This is a genomic window from Nocardioides immobilis, assembly GCF_003515065.1.
Classification (GTDB): domain Bacteria; phylum Actinomycetota; class Actinomycetes; order Propionibacteriales; family Nocardioidaceae; genus Nocardioides; species Nocardioides immobilis.
Map to the genome: position 1 here is coordinate 44,910 of NZ_QXGH01000012.1, position 14,867 is coordinate 59,776.

The window sequence follows — 14,867 nt, forward strand, 5'->3', positions numbered from 1 at the left end:
GGCGTCACTGTAAGGCTCGCGGGGGCGCCGCACGTGGCGATCGGCGAGTGACGGCCGCCACGCGGACGACCCGCGGTGTTGCAGGCGTGGGTAGCGTGAGTCCGTGGCCAACGAACTCGGTGCACCGACGATCGCGACCCTCGGCGACCTGCGCGCCTCGGGACACGTCCAGAAGACGCTCCGCGAGGAGATCCGCGACAACCTGCTCCGGAGGCTCGCCGCCGGCGAGGACCCGTGGCCGGGACTGCACGGCTTCGAGTCCACGGTGATCCCGCAGCTCGAGCGCGCGCTGCTGGCCGGTCACGACGTGGTGCTGCTGGGGGAGCGGGGTCAGGGCAAGACCCGGCTGCTCCGCACGATGATCGGCCTGCTCGACGAGTGGACGCCCGTCATCTCCGGCTCGGAGCTCGGCGAGCACCCCTACGAGCCGATCACGGTCGGGTCGCAGGCGGCGGTCGCGTCGTACGGCGACGACCTGCGCATCTCCTGGCGCCACCGCACCGAGCGCTACTCCGAGAAGCTCGCGACCCCCGACACCTCCGTCGCCGACCTGATCGGCGACGTCGACCCGATGAAGGTGGCCGAGGGCCGCTCCCTCGGCGACCCCGAGACCATCCACTTCGGGCTGATCCCGCGCAGCCACCGGGGGATCGTCGCGATCAACGAGCTGCCCGACCTGGCCGAGCGGATCCAGGTCGCGATGCTCAACGTGATGGAGGAGCGCGACATCCAGATCCGCGGCTACGTGCTGCGGCTGCCGCTCGACGTGCTCGTCGTCGCCTCGGCGAACCCCGAGGACTACACCAACCGCGGCCGGATCATCACGCCGCTGAAGGACCGATTCGGCGCGGAGATCCGCACCCACTACCCGGCCGCGCTGGAGGCCGAGATGGCCGTCATCCGGCAGGAGGCACACCTGGTCGCGGACGTGCCCGAGCCGCTGCTCGAGGTGCTGGCCCGCTTCACCCGCAACCTCCGGCAGTCGACCGCGGTCGACCAGCGCTCGGGAGTCTCGGCGCGGTTCGCGATAGCGGGCGCGGAGACCATCGCCGCGTCCGCCCTGCGGCGGGCCACCCTGCTCGGCGAGGACGCAGCGGTCGCGCGTGTCGTCGACCTCGAGACCGCGGTCGACGTGCTCGGCGGCAAGATCGAGTTCGAGTCCGGCGAGGAGGGCCGCGAGAACGAGATCCTCACCCACCTGCTGCGCACGGCCACCGCCGAGACGGTGCGCGAGCACTTCCGGGGCCTCGACTTCGCGCTGCTCGTCGACGCGATCGAGGAGGGCGCCACCGTGATCACCGGGTCGGGGGTCTCCGCGCGCGACGTGCTGGCCGGGCTGCCGGTCCTCGGTGAGTCCGAGCTCTACGACAACGTCTGCGAGAGGGTGCTGGGTGCCGGTGGTGGCACGACCGATGGCGACCGCGCCTGCGCGATCGAGCTCGCCCTCGAGGGCCTGTTCCTCGCCCGCAAGATCGGCAAGGACACCGACGGGAGCGAGACGATCTACGGATGAGCACACGACCATGAGCCGCTACCGCCGGTACGACGGCGGCGATCCCCTCGCCCCGCCCATCGACATCGCCGAGGCACTCGATGCCATCGGCGAGGACGTCATGGCCGGCTACAGCCCGGAGCGGGCGATGCAGGAGTTCCTCCGGCGCGGCGGCCAGGACCGGGACGGGCTCGACGACCTCGCCCGACGGGTGGCCGAGCGCCGGCGCGAGATCCTGCAGCGGCACAACCTCGACGGCACGCTCGCGGAGGTGCGTGAGCTGCTGGACCGCGCCGTGCTCGAGGAGCGCAAGCAGCTCGCCCGCGACGCGATGATGGACGACGGCGACCGTGCGTTCCGCGAGATGCGGCTCGACAACCTCCCGACCTCGACGGCGGCCGCGGTCACCGAGCTGTCCGACTACGACTGGCAGTCGCCGGAGGCGCGCCAGGCCTACGAGGAGATCAAGGACCTGCTCGGTCGGGAGCTCCTCGACCAGCGCTTCGCGGGCATGAAGCAGGCGCTCGAGGGCGCCACCGACGAGGACCGCGCCGCGATCCAGGAGATGCTCTCGGACCTCAACGACCTGCTCGAGAAGCATGCCGCCGGGGAGGACACCCAGCAGGACTTCGACGACTTCATGGCCAAGCACGGCGACTTCTTCCCGGAGAACCCCCAGAACGTCGACGAGCTCATCGACGCGATGGCCCAGCGCTCGGCAGCCGCGCAGCGGATGCTCAACTCGATGAGCCCCGAGCAGCGCGAGGAGCTGATGCGGCTCTCGGCGCAGGCGTTCGGCTCCCCGCAGCTGATGCAGCAGCTCGCTCGCCTCGACGGCAACCTCCAGGCGATGCGGCCGGGGGAGGACTGGGGCGGCTCCGAGCGGTTCCAGGGCGACCAGGGAGTCGGCCTCGGCGACGGCACCGGGATGCTGCAGGACCTGGCCGACCTCGATGACCTCGCCGACCAGCTCTCGCAGTCGTACGGCGGCGCCCGGCTCGATGACGTCGACCTCGACAAGCTGGCCCGTCAGCTCGGTGACCAGGCCGCCGTCGACGCCCGCCGGCTCCAAGAGCTCGAACGCGCTCTTCGCAAGACCGGCACGATGGAGCGCGGCTTCGACGGCGAGCTCCGGCTGACCCCGAAGGCGATGCGCCAGCTGGGGAAGGCGCTGCTGCGCGACGTGGCCCAGCGATTGTCCGGGCGCCAGGGGCAGCGGGAGCTGAGTCAGGCCGGTGCCGCGGGCGACCTGTCGGGCGCGACCCGGCCGTGGGCGTTCGGGGACACCGAGCCGTGGGACATCCCGCGGTCGGTGCTCAACGGTGTGCTCCGACGAGCGGGAGACCCGTCGGGCCCGCGGCTGTCGATCGAGGACGTCGAGGTGGCCGAGACGGAGGCGCGCACCCAGGCCGCGGTGGCGCTCTGCGTCGACACGTCGTTCTCGATGGCGATGGACGGACGGTGGGTGCCGATGAAGCGCACCGCCCTCGCCCTGCACACCCTGATCGGCACCCGCTTCCGTGGCGACTCGCTCGAGCTCATCGGCTTCGGGCGGCACGCGGAGCGGATGGACATCGAGCAGCTCACCGCGCTCGACGCCCGCTGGGCGAAGGGCACGAACCTCCACCACGCGCTGCTGCTCGCCAACCGCCACTTCCGCAAGCACCCCAACGCGCAGCCGGTCCTGCTGATCGTCACCGACGGTGAGCCGACCTCCCACCTCGAGCCTGACGGCGAGGTGTACTTCAACTACCCGCCCCACCCGATGACGATCGCGCTCGCCGTACGAGAGCTCGACAACGCGCGCCGGCTCGGCGCGCAGACCACGTTCTTCCGTCTGGGCGACGATCCCGGTCTTGCCCGCTTCGTCGACTCCATGGCCCGCCGCGCCGAGGGCACCGTGATCGCGCCCGAGACCGACGACCTCGGCGCCGCCGTGGTCGGCTCCTACCTCGGCTCCCGCGGCCCCCAGGGCCGGTCCGGCCCGGGCTCGTACGGCGACTGGTTCGGCGGCCGGGGGTTCTGGGTCGGGTGAGCAGCCGTCGTACCCACCATTGGGGTCGTGAGGGGACCGGATCCCCGACCGGAATGCCGGGTGCGACGCGCGACCGACGGCAACCCCGACAATAGGGACGATGTCCGACCCCACCGTGACCGTGCTCGTCCTCCTCGGGCTGGCCGCGCTCGCGGCCGGGTTCGTCGACGCGGTCGTCGGTGGCGGGGGACTCATCCAGCTCCCGGCACTGTTGATCGGGCTGCCCGGTGCGTCGCCGGTCCAGGTGCTCGCCACCAACAAGGTCGCGTCCATCTGCGGTACGTCGGCGGCCGCGGCGACGTACTACCGCCGGGTCCGGCCCGACCCGCGCACCTTCGGACCGCTCATGGCCTGCGCGCTCGTCGGCTCGTTCGCTGGCGCGGTGGTGGCCTCGCAGATCCCGCGCGAGGCGTTCGAGCCGATCGTGCTCGTGGTGCTGGTCGTGCTGGGTGCGTACGTCGTGCTGCAGCCCGACGTCGGCGAGGAGACCCTCCTGCGGTTCAGCGGGCACCAGCACCTGGCGGCCGCGATGGCGGTCGGCGCGGTGATCGGGTTCTACGACGGCGCGCTCGGGCCCGGCACCGGCAGCTTCCTGGTGTTCGCGCTGGTCGGGCTGCTCGGCTACGACTTCCTCGAAGCCTCGGCGAAGGCCAGGCTGGCGAACTGGGCCACCAACCTCGGCGCCCTGCTGCTCTTCATCCCCACCGGAGCCGTCCTCTGGAAGGTCGGCCTGCTGATGGGCGCGTGCAACCTCGCCGGGGGCTACCTGGGCGCGCGGACCGCCGTGGAGAAGGGCTCGAAGTTCGTCCGGGTCTTCTTCATCGTCGTCGTCTCGGCCTTCATCGTCCGGATCGGCGGCGACGTCTTCGGCGTCTGGTGACCTCGGTCAGGGCTTGACCACGAGGTTGCCGATCTTGTGACCCCCGTCGATCCGGCGGTGCGCCTCCACGATCGCATCGAGCCCGCCGACCACCTCGGTGACCGGGTCGAGCCGCCCGGACGCCAGGTGGTCGAGCAGTGCCCCGACGTCCTCGGCTCGCTCGCTGGCCGGTCCGGCGACCACCCGTCCCCGGGCCCGGATCGTGTCGACCAGTCCGGCCACCGCCAGGATCAGCACCCCGTCGTCCGTGAGCAGGCGCAGCCCGCCAGCCCGGCTGAGGTTGCCGACGGCGTCGAACACCACGTCGTACCTCGCGGTCAACGTGTCCAGGGGTGTGCGGGTGTAGTCGATGACGTGGTCCGCGCCCAGCTGGGTGACGAGCTCGTGGTTGCGGCTGACCGCGGTCACCTCGGCCCCGGCGAGCTTCGCCAGCTGCAGTGCGCTGGTGCCGACCGCTCCCGACGCGCCGTTGACGAGTACGGCGGACCCGGGCCCGACCCGATCCCGGAGGAAGTGCAGCGCGGTCGTGCCGCCGAACAACGCTCCGGCCGCGTCCTCGTGCCTGACCGTTGCCGGCTTCCGCACGAGCGAGCCCGCTGGCATCACGACGTACTCGGCGTGGCCTCCCATCCGCATGTCGTTCATGCCCGCCACTTCGTCGCCGGGCGCGAGATCCACCACTCCCGGGCCCACGCGCTCGACCGTGCCGGACAGCGAGCCGCCCAGGATCGGACGGCGCGGTCCGCGGATCCCGAGGGCCACTCGCGCCAGCAGGCCGAACCCGCGCGGAAAGCGAGCACCCCGGATCCGGGCGTCGCCGGCAGTGACGGCGACCGCCTCGACCCGGACCAGCACCTCGCCCTTGCCGGGCTCGGGCACCGGCACCTCCGTGACGACGACCTGCTCCGGCGGGCCGTAACGCTCGATGATCGCTGCTCGCACTAGATCTCCCCTTACGTCCGTAAGTCTGCTGTCCGTCAGCGTAGACTTACATGCGTAAGTTCACAAGGGAGCTCCTCACCATGCCAGCACGCCAGCCCCTCAACCCGGCGCGAATCATCACGGCCGCGGCCGCAGTCGCCGACCGCAGCGGCCTCGCAGCCGTCAGCATGCGCAGCGTGGGGAAGGAGCTCGGCGTCGAGGCGATGTCGCTCTACCACCACATCCCCGGCAAGGAGGCGCTGCTCGACGGCCTCGCCGACTGGGTGTTCGCGCAGGTCGAGCTGCCAGGACCCGACGATCCCTGGCGCGAGGCGATGGCCAGCCGCGCGGGTTCGGCGCGTGCCGTACTCGCCCGTCACTCGTGGGCACTCGGCATGATCGAGTCGCGCTCCGCCGCCGGGCCACAGCTCCTGCGGCACCACGACACGGTCCTCGGAACGCTGCTCGCCGCGGGCTTCCCGATGGCGCTCGCCGTCCACGCGTTCTCGGTGATCGACGCCTACGTGTACGGCTTCGTGCTCACCGAGGTGAACCTGCCGTTCGAGCCGACCGACGGCGCCGCAGAAGCCTTCGCGGCGGAGATGGCTCCGCCGCCGGACGAGTACCCGCACCTTTCCCGGATGCTGACGGAGCTGGTGCTCGGGCGCGAGTACGTGTTCGCCGACGAGTTCGGCTACGGCCTCGAGCTCATCCTCGACGGGCTCGAGCGTCGCCTGCACGGCGGCAGCCCGAGTCCGCCTATCGTGGGCGCGTGAGCATCCCCGTCGAGATCGGTGACATCACCGCCGCCCTGGAGCGCTTCGGCAGCGGCTACCTGCTGACGACGACCGACGGCAGGGTCAAGGTGGTGACGGTCGACCCCGACGCCACCGGCACCGGGCTGCGGGTCAGTGCGCCGGGGCGCGGCACCCTCGGCAACCTCGCCGCCAACCCGGCCGTGACGCTGGTCTTCCCGCCGCTCGAGCAGCACGGCTACTCGCTGCTGGTCGACGGCACCGGCGTCGCCGACGGCGACGATGTCGTCGTGACGCCGACGAGCGCGGTCCTGCACCGTCCGGCCGCGCACGCCGACGGCCCGCTCCCACCGGACGGCTGCGGGCACGACTGCGAGCCGGTCGCGTGAGCCCCTTCTGGATCACCGCCTTCCTCGACTTCGCCGCGGACGGCCACGACGACGGGGTCCGGTACTGGTCGGCCGTCACCGGGTACGACGTCAGCCCCCGCCGCGGCGACGCCGACGAGTTCGCCACCCTGGTCCCGCGCGACGGGGATGCCTTCCTCCGGGTGCAGCGCCTCGACGGGGGTGCCGACCGGATCCACCTGGACCTGCACGTGCCGGACCCCCGCGCGGCCGCCGACCGGGCGGTCGGGCTCGGGGCGACCGAGGTCGCGGACCACGGCTACATCGTCCTCACCTCGCCGGGCGGGTTCACGTTCTGCTTCGTCTCCCACGCGGGCACGACCCGACCGCTCCCGTCCACCTGGCCCGGTGGGCACTCGTCGCTGATCGACCAGGTCTGCCTCGACATCCCCGCGTCGTCGTACGACCGCGAGAGCCTGTTCTGGAGCGAGGTGACCGGCTGGGAGGAGCGCGGGTCGACGGTCTCGACGGACTTCCACCCGTTGCTGCGCCCCGCCGGTCATCCGGTCCGACTGCTGCTGCAGCGGCTCCACGACCCGACCGGCAAGGTGCGCGCGCACATCGACTGGGCGACGAACGACCGGGCCGCGGAGACCGAGCGTCAGGTCGGACTCGGGGCGACCGTGCTCGGGACCTACAGCCACTGGACCGTGCTGGCCGATCCGCAGGATCGCGTCTACTGCCTCACCGACCGTGACCCGGATACCGGGGTGCTCCCGTGAGCGGCGCCGCGTAGCGTCGCCACCCATGGACGCCGAATCCCGGATCGACCCGCCGCTGCAGGGCGACGAGGCCACCACCCTCCGTGCGTTTCTCGACTACCACCGCGACACGCTGCGGTGGAAGGTCGACGGCCTCACCCAGGAGCAGCTCGCGCAGACCTTGGCGCCCAGCGCGTTGACCCTCGGTGGCCTCGTGAAGCACCTCGCGCTGGTGGAGTCGAACTGGTTCGAGGTGGTGCTCGCCGGCGGCACGCTGCTGCCGCCGTTCGACACCGTCGACTGGGATGCCGACCCGAACTGGGAGCTCAACACCGCTGCCGACGACACCCCGGAGCAGCTGCTGGCGTTGTTCGACGATGCCGTCACCCGCGCCGACCTGTCGATCGACGAGGCCGTCGCGAGGGCCGGCCTCGACGCCGAGTCGGTGCGCAAGACCCGGACCGGCGACCGGCACTTCTCGCTGCGCTGGATCCTGCTGCACATGCTCGAGGAGTACGCCCGGCACAACGGCCACGCAGACCTGTTGCGCGAGTCGATCGACGGCGCGACGGGGGAGTAGCGCTCAGTCGTCGGGCTCGGCGAATCCCGGTAGGAACTCGGCCATGATCGCCCGGAACGGGGCCTCGGCCTCGAGCTGGCTCATCACGCCGACGCCGCCGAGCCAGGTGCGGTGGATGAGGAGGTACGACGGCGGCAGGTTCAGCTTGATCGTCACCGTGTACGTCGGGTCCTTGGGGTTGTTGAGCCGCTGGAACTGCTCGCGCATCCAGGCCCGCGAGAACCGGAACCGCTCGGTCTGGCTCGGCTCGACGAACGGTGCCAGGTAGTCCATCAGCAGCTGCGGGTCCATCTTGATCCGGTCCTTGAGGAAGCCCTCCTCACGGAGCCCGGCGATGACGGCCTCGCCGTCACCAGCCGCGCACCGTCGTACCAGCCGGCCGAGCGGCTCCGGCAGACCGCCCTCGGGGAGCCGGGCGACGGCGCCGTAGTCGAGCACCCCGAGCCGGCCGGGCGACCCGTCCGCGTTGGGGATGATCCGGTAGTTGCCCGGGTGCGGGTCGGCGTGCAGCAGGCCGGTGCGGGCGGGGCCGGAGAAGAGGAAGCGCACGTAGAGCTCGCCGTAGTGGTCCCGCTCCGCGGGGGTGCCGCTCGTGATCACCGTCGCCAGCGACGACGGGGTCTCCAGCCACTCGGTGATGAGCACCCGCGGTCCGACGGCCACCACCTCGGGTACGACGATCTCGGGGTCCTCGGCGAACGCCGCCGCGAACGTGCGCTGCGCCTCCGCCTCGAGCGGGTAGTCGAGCTCCTCCAGCGCCCGTGCCTGGAGCTCCTCGATGAGCGGCTTGATGTCGACGCCGGGGATGACCGGCGCGATGGTGCGCGCGGCCCGGGCGAGGGTCTTCAGGTCGGAGTCGATCGCCTGGCGGGCGTCGGGGTACTGCACCTTCACCGCGACCTCACGCGACTGCCCCGTCTCCGGGTCGTGCCAGCGCCCCTTGTGCACCTGCCCGATCGACGCGGCAGCGGCGGGTCCGCCGTCGAGCCAGACCAGCTTGGTCTTCCAGTCGGGGCCGAGATCGGCGGAGAGGATGTCGCGCACGGTCTGGGTCGGCATCGGCGGCGCGGAGTCCTGGAGCCGGGTCAGGTGCTCGCGGTACGGCGCCGCCATCTCCTCCGGCAGTGCCGCCTCCAGGATCGACAGCGCCTGGCCGAACTTCATCGCTCCGCCCTTGAGCTCGCCCAGCGTGCGGAACAGCTGCTCGGCCGTGCGCTGCTGGATGTCGTTCATCACGGTCTCGGCGGTCGCGCCCCCGAGCCGCTTGCCGAACCCGAGCGCCGTGCGGCCGGCGTATCCGAGGGGGAGCGCGGCGAGGCGGGCGGTGCGCGCGGCGGCGGTCCGGGGGAGGTCGGCCATGACCTCATTGTCGCCGGTCGCGCCAACCGCGGCCGGCCCGCTAGGGCGCCGGGGTGTGGCGCAGGACCAGCGACGTCAGCTCGCGCGGGTTGCCGGCGTCACCACCGAGCTGATGGTCGTAGGTCTTCGTGGCGAGCACGTCGGACCCCGACGGACCTACGGTCCAGTCCTTGATCAGGTAGGAGGAGCCTTGGGCGTCGGCGGCCTCGGTCACGTGCCCGACGAAGAAGTACAGGGCCCACCACCAATTGGTGATGGTCGGCGCCGACGGCTGCGGACATCTCGCTGGCGTGGTGGTGTAGCGGGTGATGTCCCGCGGCGACGTCTCGAGTCCGGCCTGGCCGGGGTCGATCCGCATCCGGAGGCGGAACGGTGTGCCATCTGCGGAGTCGTCGCGGTAGTAATTCAGGTCGAGGTCCAGGTCCAGTACCCGGAACGTGCCGTCGAGGGTGCCGTCGGCTGAGGCAGTGTCCACACACTCGATCGGGTCCGCGTCGCCGGGCGGATCCCAGAGCTCACGGTCGCTGTAGCTGCCCGTGTAGGCGACGTACTCCTCCGGTGCCGAGCCGGTCCCCTTGGTCTCGGGGTCGCGGACATCGATCTGTACCGGCACCTCCAGCGCCCGCAGGTGATGGCTCCACGCGGTGCCCCAGCGCTCGTCGTCGGACCACGCGTCGCCGTACGCGAGGAAGTCGAAGTCGACCTCGAAGCGCAGGCACTTGTTCATCGTCGCGGCGGGCATGGGTGACTCGCCCGCCCCCAGCAGCTCCCGCGCGCGCTCGGCAGCGAGCATGAACAGCGCCATCCCGGGGTCGTGCTCGGTCACGCACCGGTGGTGGGCGTCCGGGATCATCTTGGCGAAGATCTGGTCGACCAGGTCCCAGCCCATGGCCATCGTCGGCGCCTGTTCGTCCCCGACGCCGAGCAGCTGCAGCTGACGGGCTGCAGTGACGAAGTCCTGCACCGCGGTCAGGCCGGTCCGCGTGGTGTCGCCCGCGAGCGCGGCGCGCATGCGCGGAACGACGACGTCGCGGAGGTACGCCAGGGCGACGGCCGCGGCCTGCGCCAGCGCGGCGTTCTCCTTCTTCGCCGCCGTCTCGGGATCGGTCCCGTCGGTCCGGGCCTCGTGCGCTTCCCGCACCTGCTGCTTGACCTCCGCGAACCGCTGCTCCCACTGGGCGTCCGAACCTGCCGGCACGCGTGCCTGCTGGGCGGCGCGGTCCGCGTCGGTCGCGCTGCCGACGCCCGCGCCCGTGAAGTGCGTCAGCTTCATCACGATCGCCTCGCCGCGCTCGAGCCCGTAGGCGTGCAGGTCGGTCCCGTCGCCCTGGTAGGCGAAGCCGGCCTGCCGGGCGAGCGCGACCGCGCGATCAGGGACGATCGTCAGGGTGACCGGTCGCAGGAACGAGAGCCCGTCGGGGGCGAGGTCGACGCCCGCGAGCAGCCCGCCGGACATGCCCAGCCCGTCGACCGACGTGATCGGCCGGAGCGCGATCTCGACGGTCGACGCCAGCGCGTGGGGCGGCACGTCGAGGATGAACGTGTCCCCGCCGGCACCCAGGGCGATGCTGCCGCCGGTCGGCCCGATCACCTTCTTCGCGGTGGCCGAGCCGAGCTGCGTCGTGACGGCCCGAGGGTCGGGGGTGCCGGCGACGTACGACTTCGGCTTGGGCCAGATCCAGATCGTCGCCCGGGTCACCCGGCAGTTGTCGCGCTCGGACGTCTCCCTCACCGCCGTCGTGGCGTCCGCGCACGCGACGACGCGATGGGGACCCACCTCCGCCGGGATCGTGAAGGACGCCCGCACCGTGCGCGCGGCACCCGCGCCGATCCGTCCCACGCCGACGGTCCCGAGCGCGACGTCCTTGCGGTCGCGGCGGCCGTCGTTGGAGAGGTAGAGCCGCACCTTGGACGCGCCGGCACCGCCTGTGCCGGTGTTGCGGACGGTCACCCGGAAGGTGGCGTCGCCGCCCACGGTGGCCTGCGCCGGGATCACGACCCGGGAGACGGTGAGATTGGGCGTCCCGGCGCCGGCGGCGCGATCGGGCAGCGCGGCGAGTGCGGTCACGGCCATCGCGGTGGTGAGCACGAGAGAGGTGGTACGGCGCATGACGGCCTCCTGGAGGGATCCGGCTCGAGGCGTCGAGTAGAGCACCGCGGCCGCGCCGTCGGCAGGGTGAACGGCGGAAACTCAACCGGAGTGATGAGGAACCCCATCCCCACGGATGAGAACCCGGCCGCTCGTCCGTCAGCGGTACGGCGCGACGTGGCCCTCGGCCGCCCGCGTCTCCTGCTGGTCCCGCACGCACTTGGCGAGCGCGAACGAGGAGTTCACGAGGAAGAGGGCGCCCAGGCCGAGGAACGCCCGCACCCAGGGGTCCGCCGGGATGAAGTAGATCCCGCCGAGCATGAACAGCATCGCCGCGCCGAACGAGATCGCTGACTGGAGGTAGAACGCGTAGGTCATCTTGGTCATGACACCAGCGTCCGGCGCAGCGGGCCCCGGCTGCATGAGTGCACGTACTCAATCCCACCGCGCACCCGGACGTACCAAAGTCGGTTCACCGCGCCCCCGCGCAGCCCAGGTCAGGCCGGGAACGGGACTCCCGTGTTGGCGTGGCAGCGGTAGCCGTAGGGGTTCTTGTGCAGGTACTGCTGCCAGAGGTTCCTCGCGTTGTGGCCTTTGGGTCGCCGGGTCGGCCGTCCCAGTGATCGTTGTCGATCAAGCGTCGAGCTGGGGCTGCTGGACACCACAGGTCCGATTCGCTGACTACTTGAGGAGCCTCCTTAGGAAGCCCCGAACACCCCTCGACCTCTGCTCTTCCTGCACTTTCATTCGCTTCGTCAGATCTACGATCTCCTCCAACAGGGCATTCAGCTCAGTTTGCTTCCGAAGTTCGTCGGCGGCCTTCGCTGCCTGGGCATCGAGTGCCGCGCTCACGTCCGTCATCTTCACGCCGTGGCGACCGACCCTCAGACCCGTCATAGCCTCACCGTGGCTGATAGTCCGCGCGGCCTCTTGCTGACGCTTCACAAGGGCAGCGAAGGCCAACAAGACGGTCATACCCAAGCTCACTGCAGAACCGTTCGTGACGACGAGGCTCCAAAAGACTCCTGCACCGCCAGTAGTCGCGCCGCTAATCGCGGCCGACTCCGCCAGGAAGCACAAGAGGAACGCGACGCCCATGAACCAAGTGAAGGGATCTCTCCAGGGGTCTCGGACACCAAGCCAGTTCCCGGCTTCGATGATCAGGGCCACGATGAATACGGGGATGACCTGGGCGTAAACGGCGCAATCGGAGGCAGAAAGTTCCACGCCTCCATCCTCGCAAGCTGTCCAGCCATAGTCTGAAGGCGTGGCAGAAGACCAGGCCCGACAGGCCCGTCCTTGACGTCACGCACACCTGTAGATACTTCGCGACGCTGCCGTTACGGGCTGAGGCTCGGAGGCTCCTGGCGGGGCCGGCGTGGAGGCCAGGTGTCGCCGGAGTTGTGCCGCATCGGCACGCCGGCCGCCTCCATGCCTCGGAGAACTCGCACATGCCAGTCGACGTCCAGCCAGGCGCGCAACCTGGCGGCCTTCCGCTGGTTCGCACTGCGTTCGTCCTGACATTCCTCGTCCGACCAGTACTGCAGTCGTGGCGTCAGCGCCTCGAGGAGTTGCTGCTCGCTGGCGCCGAGTAGCAGGTCGAGGGTGGGCAGCGCCTTCACCAGCTTCTTCGCTTCCCAGGAATCCGTTGGAGTCATGGTCGCGACGGTTGCGACGAACGGCCGATTCTGACTCAACGTCCAGTCATCCAGGAACCAGTCCGGCGCTGGCGATCTCATGCTGCTGACGGCCTTGGCCACCGATGACCTGTCCTGCGCGTACAGGTCCCCTTCGTTGCGGAACAGCCCGCGTTCGAGCAGCCGCGACGTCACCGCGTGGACCGCATCACTTCGGGTGAAGTCGGTCTGTTCGTGCCGCATGAATCGTGCTAGTCCTAGATGCTGCTTGATACGCGGCAAGACAAGGCTTGAGCAGAACTCCTCGTTGGAACAGAAGCGGCCGTCGTTGTAGCCCGGTTCGAGGCGGGTGCCGCATGACGAGCAATTCGTGGGCAGCTTAGGCGACCTCTCCGCACCCGTCCGGAGGGACGTCAACACCGCACCCACATGGACTCTGTCTCGATCGTCCCAGCCGATCGCGACGCGATCGCCGAGCCTTATGTTGACGTCCCCAGCGTTTGTGCGCCAATAACTGACAACGCCTCGCGAGCGTTCGATCTCGGGCACCCATGCCCCGACATACAGCTTGCCGTCTGCGGAAACGTCGAGTCGAGTCACCTCGGTAACCGCTTCGCGGTCCAACATGTCGGTGTGCCGCCTCCGAGAGAGACGTCGACCGGTGAGCTCCGGGCTCCGTAAGAGACCCCGGAGGGTCTCGACGAGTTCGCCCGCGGTCGGCCGGAGTAGAGGGTCCTTTCGCAAACACGCGGCAACTACGTCCGCGGCGACACCCACACCGAACAGATCCGGGGCCTGCTCGGCGGCCAACCTCTGCTGCTCCTGTGGTGTGCGAGCGGGTGGGAACGGCAGGTGACCCGAAAGCGCCTTGGTGGCTGTCACGCCCCATTGCCAGATGTCCGAAGCTGGGGTGACTGCGCTGGACGTCCACTGCTCGGGGGCGAGGTAGGCCATTTTCCCGGCCAGCATCTGGGAATATGGCGTGTTCGTTCCGAGGGTCGCCAGCCCAAGGTCGATCAGTACGCCGTCGGTCGGTGTGACCAGAATGTTGTCGGGCGAGATATCGCGGTGGGTGAGACCAGCGCGGTGCATGGCAGCAAGCCCGCGGGCAGCCCCCATCAGCGCCAGCAAGAGTGCCCTCTCCGACGTCTCGTGAGAACGCGCCGCCTCCTTGAGCGTGAGCGTTCCCACTGCTCGGAACGCGATCCAAGGGGGGTCCGCGTCCAAATCGAAGTCGTGGACCTGTGCGACGTGCCGCGTGTCGACACGCTGCGCAGCCTCAAGTTCGCGACGAAACAGCTCGCGAGCCGTCGGGTCCCGATGATCGTTCAAGACCTTGACTGCGACTGTCACTCCGTCGCGGGACTCGGCAAGGTAGACGGTGCCGAAGCCGCCGCCTCCCAGCCGCCGAATGACGGAGTAGTCGCCGAACCGCTCGCCCAAGTTGGCTCTCCTCTCCTGCTGGCGAGTCCGTCCTCGCCAACTGCCGTCGACCTTGGTCCGATCTCGCGAACAGCATCGCAGCCCCCGTAGTCGGGCGTCTGCCGAAGTTTCTGGCAACCTGCCGATGGCGGTTCAGCCGTGCATGATTGGGCCGTGTACGCGCTCGAACTCATCGCCGGCGAGGGGCGACCCGCCAATACGGGACGAGGGCGCGATGGCGCTACGCGGCTGACACGAGGTCGAGTGGACCGAGGCGTGTCACCGTCTCAGGCAGATTCGGGGTCCGGGGTGAGGGTGTGAGCGACATCGCGGGCACCGGCCGCGGGCGACTGGCGTGGCGTCGTTCATTGCGATGGACCCAGCAAGGTCGGCTACGCCAAAGAAGCCTCGGCGATCTCATGGATGAAGTGAGGGCCAGGGCGCCCGCGCGGCCAGACACCAAGGTAAAGCAACCTGGCGGTCGGCCGACGGCGTCTGCCGTGAAGCCCTGCTAGCTGGCCACCTCAGGAAACGGGATCCCCGTGTTCGCGTGGCAGCGGTAGCCATTTAAGTGCTTTGCGAGGTACTG

The 14,867-nt window shown here is 70.3% G+C and carries 13 protein-coding genes; 7 read left to right on the forward strand and 6 right to left on the reverse strand.

Annotation, left to right across the window (positions count from 1 at the left end; all coding sequences use genetic code 11):
* Window positions 1-103 precede the first annotated feature (103 nt).
* The 3 genes from D0Z08_RS07535 to D0Z08_RS07545 all read left to right on the forward strand — a co-directional run bounded on the left by D0Z08_RS07535 (window position 104) and on the right by D0Z08_RS07545 (window position 4,407).
* Window positions 104-1,513, forward strand: coding sequence for a MoxR family ATPase (locus D0Z08_RS07535; RefSeq protein WP_118924273.1), 1,410 nt, complete (start codon window positions 104-106; stop codon window positions 1,511-1,513).
* Between the two features lie 10 nt (window positions 1,514-1,523).
* On the forward strand, window positions 1,524-3,527 hold the full coding sequence (locus D0Z08_RS07540) for a vWA domain-containing protein (RefSeq protein WP_118924275.1): 2,004 nt from the start codon (window positions 1,524-1,526) through the stop codon (window positions 3,525-3,527).
* A 100-nt stretch (window positions 3,528-3,627) separates the two neighbouring features.
* On the forward strand, window positions 3,628-4,407 hold the full coding sequence (locus D0Z08_RS07545; protein ID WP_118924277.1) for a sulfite exporter TauE/SafE family protein: 780 nt from the start codon (window positions 3,628-3,630) through the stop codon (window positions 4,405-4,407).
* A gap of 6 nt (window positions 4,408-4,413) precedes the next feature.
* On the opposite strand, the gene D0Z08_RS07550 is transcribed toward D0Z08_RS07545, so the two are convergent.
* Window positions 4,414-5,349 carry an NAD(P)-dependent alcohol dehydrogenase gene (locus tag D0Z08_RS07550; protein ID WP_118924279.1) on the reverse strand — a complete coding sequence of 312 codons (936 nt, stop codon included), beginning with the start codon at window positions 5,347-5,349 and terminating at the stop codon, window positions 4,414-4,416.
* Between the two features lie 50 nt (window positions 5,350-5,399).
* On the opposite strand from D0Z08_RS07550, the gene D0Z08_RS07555 reads away from it, so the two are divergent.
* Genes D0Z08_RS07555 through D0Z08_RS07570 form a run of 4 tightly spaced genes read left to right on the forward strand, consistent with a single transcriptional unit; the run spans window position 5,400 to window position 7,771 of the window.
* Window positions 5,400-6,104, forward strand: a complete 705-nt coding sequence (locus D0Z08_RS07555; protein WP_245993749.1) for a TetR/AcrR family transcriptional regulator — start codon at window positions 5,400-5,402, stop codon at window positions 6,102-6,104.
* Complete coding sequence (locus tag D0Z08_RS07560; RefSeq protein ID WP_118924283.1) at window positions 6,101-6,472, forward strand: pyridoxamine 5'-phosphate oxidase; 372 nt, start codon at window positions 6,101-6,103, stop codon at window positions 6,470-6,472. Before D0Z08_RS07555 ends, D0Z08_RS07560 begins: the two co-directional genes overlap by 4 nt.
* Window positions 6,469-7,212, forward strand: a complete 744-nt coding sequence (locus tag D0Z08_RS07565; RefSeq protein WP_118924285.1) for a VOC family protein — start codon at window positions 6,469-6,471, stop codon at window positions 7,210-7,212. The genes D0Z08_RS07560 and D0Z08_RS07565 overlap by 4 nt, the downstream gene beginning before the upstream one ends.
* Window positions 7,213-7,237: 25 nt before the next feature.
* Window positions 7,238-7,771: a DinB family protein gene (locus tag D0Z08_RS07570; RefSeq protein WP_118924287.1), complete on the forward strand. Its 534-nt coding sequence runs from the start codon at window positions 7,238-7,240 to the stop codon at window positions 7,769-7,771.
* Between the two features lie 3 nt (window positions 7,772-7,774).
* On the opposite strand, the gene D0Z08_RS07575 is transcribed toward D0Z08_RS07570, so the two are convergent.
* The 5 genes from D0Z08_RS07575 to D0Z08_RS07600 form a co-directional block, all read right to left on the reverse strand.
* Window positions 7,775-9,130 carry an ABC1 kinase family protein gene (locus tag D0Z08_RS07575; RefSeq protein ID WP_118924289.1) on the reverse strand — a complete coding sequence of 452 codons (1,356 nt, stop codon included), beginning with the start codon at window positions 9,128-9,130 and terminating at the stop codon, window positions 7,775-7,777.
* Between the two features lie 40 nt (window positions 9,131-9,170).
* Entirely contained in the window at window positions 9,171-11,240 is a 2,070-nt protein-coding gene (locus D0Z08_RS07580) for a CARDB domain-containing protein (protein WP_118924291.1), read from the reverse strand.
* Window positions 11,241-11,378: 138 nt separating this feature from the next.
* Window positions 11,379-11,606, reverse strand: a complete 228-nt coding sequence (locus D0Z08_RS07585) for a YiaA/YiaB family inner membrane protein (RefSeq protein ID WP_118924706.1) — start codon at window positions 11,604-11,606, stop codon at window positions 11,379-11,381.
* Window positions 11,607-11,900: 294 nt separating this feature from the next.
* Window positions 11,901-12,446: a hypothetical protein gene (locus tag D0Z08_RS07595; RefSeq protein WP_118924293.1), complete on the reverse strand. Its 546-nt coding sequence runs from the start codon at window positions 12,444-12,446 to the stop codon at window positions 11,901-11,903.
* A gap of 113 nt (window positions 12,447-12,559) precedes the next feature.
* Window positions 12,560-14,299 (reverse strand): protein kinase domain-containing protein, encoded by a 1,740-nt coding sequence (locus tag D0Z08_RS07600; protein ID WP_182481215.1) that lies wholly within the window; start codon window positions 14,297-14,299, stop codon window positions 12,560-12,562.
* Between the last annotated feature and the right edge of the window lie 568 nt (window positions 14,300-14,867).